Consider the following 6,265-nt stretch of genomic DNA (forward strand, 5'->3'; position numbering starts at 1 on the left):
GCCGTAGCCTTGATCGAGAAGATCAGGAGATATTTCTTCGTGAGAAAGCACACGACACCCGTGAAGAACGCTCGATCCAGGTAACCGAGTTATTGATTTGATTGACAGCATCGCAGACATAAATTGACGTTCGATTCACACAATCCGTCACCTATTGCGACGGGGTTTCCGTCGCATCTACTAGGCGAGGTCGCAATTCAAAGCGCTCAGCCGTGCTATTTTTGCCTACTCTTCATGTCGCCGAACACCTTCTTGATGTCAGCCATTTGTTCATCCGCCAATTTGTCGACACCCTCGGAGATGAATCTGGTAACATCCAGATTGAGCTTCACCGTGAATCTGATACCGGATTCCTTGAAGGCATCTTGGCCACAATCGGCGTTGAGGGCTGCCACCGAACTGTAGGCAGGACCGATAGATTCAACATAAGAAGCAGTGGCGACGGTGACATCAGCCTGTCTGCTTGCCAAATCGATGTTCATCTTTCCGATCCTGCTGGAATAACGTGCCGATGCCATGAGTTGGGTGGCCCGATCCAAGGAAAACTTGGCCCGTTTATATTCCTTGATCGCGCTGTCAAGCCTCTTGACGATGTCGCTGCAGACAGGCGCAGCCGTCGGCGCGGTCGGATCAGTGCTTTGAGCCAGCGCACTCGACAACGTTGAAACAAGCGAAATCGTCAAAACGACGGCAGGGCTGAGTTTCCTCATTCAACCTTTCCCCAGCTGCGCGAGCAATCCATATCATAGCATCATTCATCCGGAACCCAAGATGGGTGGTCACAGGCAAACTTTACGCCTGTCCATTTGTTCATTGGGGAGATGGTCAACGGAGGAAGAACCGTTCGCTACAGGGAAAACCCACTGGGACCAATTGTTTCGTCTTCAAAGTCCCTCAGTCAAATATGGGATCACCGGACATGTCACACGTATTGGATCACGAGCGTGGAGAGAGCATTGAGGTGGGATCCAAGACCACGACCTTCGTGCCGACCGGGACGAGTGGATTCGTGGGCCCACCGTCGAGACATCATGTTGTTCGTTGGAATCCAAAGGGGTGTCTGCACACCCCACCTAGCGACCCGTCGAAACAATTCGACCGTGCGCTTGTGGCTAACAGGTGCTCAGACACCGCTCCTCTCAACCCGCAGGCCCGGTATAACCAATCGCATTCGGGCCCCCATTCATCTCTCGAAGCTTGGTTATGTACTGCTGCGGACGCAGCAGGTGGCCGGGCACTTTATAGCCCATGGACCGGGCAATGTCGCCCACATAGGCATTGCAGTTATACGTCGTCGCTTGCCAGAAGTGCGATCTGGCCTTCAGTTTGCGTATGTAGGCAACGACGTTATTGTATTCGGCTTCGCTCAACATGACGCGCCAGCTCGCCGACCTGTACCTGTCTTCCAGATCACCGTCGCTCGCCCCGGTCTCAGCCGGCACGGGTATATAATGACCAAGAATGTAGGGAACGACACTATCTGTAGCCGGGGCAAGGCCGGATACTTCGGGATCGATCATTTGGCCCGCCTCGTCCAGACGGCCAAAAATCACGAAAGTGTGGCCGTAGGTGAGGGCATAGCGGGAGCGGAACTCAATGAAGTATCGCCCTTCCTTCTGCTGAAGTGTCGAAGTGGTTGAGGGAGCGCCGACTGCCATCGAGCCTTGATTGTTGTAGGTCACGACATTCGGCTTGATTCCCGTATTCGACACACATCCCTCTACCGCGAGGGCAAGCAAGGCTACCAAGACTAGACGACCACTTGCAATCATCATTCCATTCCCGAACTCGAGGAGCGAACACCGTCTCAGCGACTGAGCCTACCTTGTCGCTCGCCACGCATGTGCTTGGACTGAAAAACCGCTAGTACGACAACTACCGCGATCAGAAATTCACCGGACGATCTTGTTCCCCAATGAGAGTAGCGAACAGCTGCAAATTACCACAGAAAGCGGTGAAGGCTAGCGGCCGATGCAAGGCACAGTTAGTTTCACACAGGAACCGACGGTTCCAACATTACTGCTCGCGCGCTGATCGCGTGTGCATCCAGCCAAGCGGGGAAAACCCGATCGATTTTGCTATCTGTCATCATCTTTCGGTTCTGGCGTGTCGCCCTAGCCCTGGCTATCCCCGTCCCAGAGCCCGGACCAGTTCCGCCGTTAACGGTGCCACCGCCAATTCAATTGTGGAGATGAGACGCCGTTGCTAAATCCGATGAGGTAGCTCGCTTGCCCGCCGCCGTCGACGGCTGGCATATCAATAGGGCGAAGGGCCAAAAATCTACCCAACAAGGAAAAAATCATCAGCACTACCGCCCCGAGAATGATTATCGGGACGGCAAGCAATATCGTGCCGCAAGCCTAAGACGGACGAATGCGCTTCCCCGTGTTTTTCTCGAAAAGGAATACGTCCTCGGTCCTGTAACCGATAGAAACGTTATCTCCCAATCCGATGGCTGCTGACCGAGGTGCCACGACGAGGAGTGGCCCAGTCGCCGTCTTGGCGTGAATGTTGCGATTGCTGCCCGTAGTCTCGATAAGCATCACTTCGCCCGCGAATTCGATCGCCATCCTTTTGTCGCCCGTTGACAGAACGCCGTTTTCGGGCCGCAAACCAATTACAACTTGTGATCCTTCAAGCTCTGGAGGGCAAGTTATCGGAATGCGGATTCCCTCAATGGTCTTGACTAAGCCTTCCTTACAGACGGCATCGATAAAATTCATCGGGGGCGATCCGATGAACCCAGCCACGAACAGACTTGCCGGATCGTCGTAAATTTTTTCTGGGGTGTCGAATTGCTCAAGCACACCCTTGTTCATGACGGCGATCCGGTCAGCCAATGTCAACGCCTCCACCTGATCGTGTGTGACGTAGATCATCGTTGCCTTCAATTGCCTGTGCAGATGCTTTATCTCTGCCCGCATACTGCTCCTCAACTCAGCGTCGAGATTGGATAAAGGCTCATCCATCAAATACGTCTTGGCGTCACGGGCGATCGCCCGTCCCATGGCGACGCGCTGGCGTTGGCCGCCGGACAGGTCCTTGGGCTTTTTGTGGAGATAGTCCGAAAGCTGCAAGAGATGCGCGACCACTTCGACGCGCCTTAGCCTTTCGGTTTTGGAGACGCCGCGCATTTCCAAACTGAAGCCGATGTTCTCTGCGACTGTGAGGTGGGGGTAGAGCGCATAATTCTGAAAGACCATCGCGATGTCGCGGTGCTGCGGCGGGATATCGTTGGCTACCCTGCCGCCTATTCTGAGAGTTCCCGATGAGATCCGCTCCAAACCAGCAATCATGCGCATCATCGTTGATTTGCCGCAACCTGAGGGACCTACAATTACGACAAACTCGCCCGGCTCGATATCGAGATCCACGTTCTTAACAACGGGAGTATCGGCTTGGTACGACTTGCTGACATTTTCGAGCGCAATCGAAATCATGACGCTCGTGTGTCCCGATAGAATTCGTCACGAACGCGTAAAGCGACTGACGGTCTGTCCGTCGTCATGACTTTGGCACCCAACGCAAAAGCTTTTGTCATCTGGGGTACGCTATGGGCAGCCCAGCAACCGATCTCTATCGCTGATTGACCGCACATTTCCACGACCCGTTCATCAAGCAGTTCGATATTGACGCCGATCTCAGGAATGGCGTTCGTTCGGGCAATGGAGATTATCTCCGGAATGCCAAGCTGCCTGTGCAGCTGCGGGCTGATCAACCAAAGAACAGGGCGTTCCTGCGTCCGCTTAAGCTCCTGCAGAATTTCCAAATAGAAGGCAGAGAATACTGTTTTCTCCAACATCCCCTCTCGCGCCAATGTTTCCGCCACGTTTGGAATGAATGAGTGGTAGGGAATGCCATTCTTGTCGGCTTTGATCTCACAGCGAAAGCCAACTGACCCGTCGCGATAGACGTTGCAAAGCTCTTCGAGGGTGAGGGGGCTTTCGCCCTTCGAATAGTTGATGCGCGCGGCTTTGATCTCATGCAATGTCAAATCAGCGAGCGCTCCGACACTGTCCGTGGTGCGATCCATGTTGGCATCATGATGCACCACGATGTGCCCGTCCGCCGTCGGATGCACATCGAACTCCACTTGCTCCAGTGGCATGCCGGACGTCGCCCGAAAGCCAGAGGGTGTGGAGTCGCCATACTCGAGGGTGCCGCCCCGATGGGACGCTATCATCGTTTTCATTATATTTCCTTCAGTGGTCATTTGATTGCGCCCATGGAGATGCCGCGGACGAGGTGGCGCTCAACGAGGGCAAATCCGAGTAACACAGGAAGCATCGTCAGTGTGGCGGCCGCCATGACCAGTGGCCAGTTCACCAGGCCTTCCTGCGCATCCATCTTGTAAAGCCGGGCGAGGCCAATCTGCAGTGTCAGCATGTCCGGACTGTCGGTAGCAATCAGCGGCCAGACGTAACTGTTCCACTCTCCCAAGAAGATGAACAGCCCCATCGCGTAGATGGCAGGCTTCGACATGGGGATGATAACGCGGTAGAGCACCTTCCAGGCGTTCGCGCCATCCATCCAGGCCGCCTCGTCGAGGGAGCGGGGTATGCCGCGGAAATACTGGCGCAGGAAGAATGTCGCAAAGCCATTGGCCACAGCGGGCAGAATCAATCCTGCATAGGTGTCGAGCAGACCCACTCGGGCAAAATTCAGGTAGTTGGGTATCAGGGTGATGTGACCGGGGATCATCAAGGTTGCAATTACAAGCCCGAAGATCAAATCCCTGCCGCGGAATTCGAAACGTGAAAATGCATATGCCGCCATGATCGACGTGGCCAGGCTGAGGATGGTTACTCCGCCCGACACAATGAGGCTGTTGAAGAGGTAGCGGAGAAAATTCATCTTCTCCACTGCAACAACATAGTTTTGAAGTGTCATTTCGCCGTTGCCGGAAAAGAAACCATTGGCCGTCTGAAACGAGATCCAGATGCCGTAGAGGAGGGGGGAGAGGAACAACAGACCGACCGCGACAGCAGTGCTCCTCAGGACAACGCCGCCGCTAGTGTTCATAATGCACCCGCTTGCCCAATATCCGGGACTTCAAGACCGTCAAAACAACCAGGAATACGAACAGCAACACTGCAAGCGCCGAGCCCTTACCGACATCGAACAGCGTGAATCCGGTCCGGTAGAGCATGTTCACCATCATATCGGTGGACATCGCGGGCCCGCCCTGCGTCATCACGTCGACAATGGTGAAAATCTGGAAGGACTCGATAACGGAGACGATGAGCAAAAAATATGTGGTCGGCATGACGAGCGGAAACGTCACCCTCCGGAACGTATGCCACCTCTTGCCGCCATCCATCTTTGCGGCTTCATACAGGTCTTCTGGAATTGCCTGCAGGCCTGCGACGTAGATGACGATATCGTAACCCAATTGCTTCCAGGTGTTGACGATGATGATCACCCAAAGGGCAAGCGAAGGCGTTTGCAACCACGGCACTTTGGCTATGCCAAGATTGTTGAGCAGCGCATTTGCCACGCCCGCGTCAGTGGAAAATATCCATGACCATATCACCGCAATTGCTACGCTGGACGTGACGGCGGGTAGAAAGAACGTCCCGCGCAACGCCCGCACGGTCTTGCTCTCGGTGGTCAGGTAACGCGCGATGGCTATGGCAAGGGCCAGCCGCAAGGGTACTGAAATGGCGGTGAATATCAGCGTGATGGTGACTGAATTCCAAAACTCATCCGAGCGCACCAGTTCGCTGTAGTTCAACAAGCCAACGAACGGCTTGTCGGACGACATGAAATCCCAATGACGGAAACTCAGATCGAAACTGACGAGTATGGGCCAATAGGTGAATGCCAAAATGAACAGGACGATGGGTAAAACCATCGCATAAGGCGTGAAGCGAACAAGCATCTAATATCCGAAGGACGGCCTACTGGTGAGATCGTCGATACGCGATCATCCGGTTGGATCAACCATCCCATCGTAGGCTGCAGCAGTCCGGGCAATGGAAAAAACTTATTGATGAGCATGAAGTCCTTCACATTCAACGTCGCTAATGGGCAATTATGCGAGATCGCGATGGCTGCGATAAGGAGGTCCTGTTCGGGTTGCACGCGCGATGAATTCGGGTTCATAAACCAGAACTGCTTCAACTGCGGCGTTGTGATCATCTTGGCATAGATTGCTGCGGCGTGTTCCGTCGGCGAAAGGAGTTCCATACCCGCGGCCATGACGAGGTTTAGCCATCGTAGATGCGCCTTCCAGTTCTTGTTTCCGTCGAGGCGCTTGATATTG

7 protein-coding genes are annotated in these 6,265 nt (G+C 54.2%); all 7 read right to left on the reverse strand.

Annotated features, from left to right (window positions below):
* Positions 1–215: 215 nt before the first annotated feature.
* On the reverse strand, positions 216–683 hold the full coding sequence (locus ACXJ5O_RS15940; RefSeq protein WP_457300739.1) for a hypothetical protein: 468 nt from the start codon (positions 681–683) through the stop codon (positions 216–218).
* A 456-nt stretch (positions 684–1,139) separates the two neighbouring features.
* On the reverse strand, positions 1,140–1,775 hold the full coding sequence (locus tag ACXJ5O_RS15945) for a hypothetical protein (RefSeq protein ID WP_457300740.1): 636 nt from the start codon (positions 1,773–1,775) through the stop codon (positions 1,140–1,142).
* A gap of 585 nt (positions 1,776–2,360) precedes the next feature.
* The gene (locus ACXJ5O_RS15950) at positions 2,361–3,440 is read right to left on the reverse strand and encodes an ABC transporter ATP-binding protein (RefSeq protein WP_457300741.1); all 1,080 of its coding nucleotides are present in this window, start codon (positions 3,438–3,440) and stop codon (positions 2,361–2,363) included.
* The gene (locus ACXJ5O_RS15955) at positions 3,437–4,192 is read right to left on the reverse strand and encodes a glycerophosphodiester phosphodiesterase family protein (protein ID WP_457300742.1); all 756 of its coding nucleotides are present in this window, start codon (positions 4,190–4,192) and stop codon (positions 3,437–3,439) included. The genes ACXJ5O_RS15950 and ACXJ5O_RS15955 overlap by 4 nt, the downstream gene beginning before the upstream one ends.
* 17 nt (positions 4,193–4,209) lie before the next feature.
* Entirely contained in the window at positions 4,210–5,022 is an 813-nt protein-coding gene (locus ACXJ5O_RS15960; RefSeq protein ID WP_457300743.1) for a carbohydrate ABC transporter permease, read from the reverse strand.
* The gene (locus tag ACXJ5O_RS15965) at positions 5,012–5,881 is read right to left on the reverse strand and encodes a carbohydrate ABC transporter permease (RefSeq protein WP_457300744.1); all 870 of its coding nucleotides are present in this window, start codon (positions 5,879–5,881) and stop codon (positions 5,012–5,014) included. The genes ACXJ5O_RS15960 and ACXJ5O_RS15965 overlap by 11 nt, the downstream gene beginning before the upstream one ends.
* A gap of 153 nt (positions 5,882–6,034) precedes the next feature.
* Positions 6,035–6,265 (reverse strand): hypothetical protein (locus ACXJ5O_RS15970; protein WP_457300745.1); only part of this gene is annotated, 231 nt, incomplete at its 5' end.

The sequence above is a fragment of the Phyllobacterium sp. P5_D12 genome (assembly GCF_054049495.1).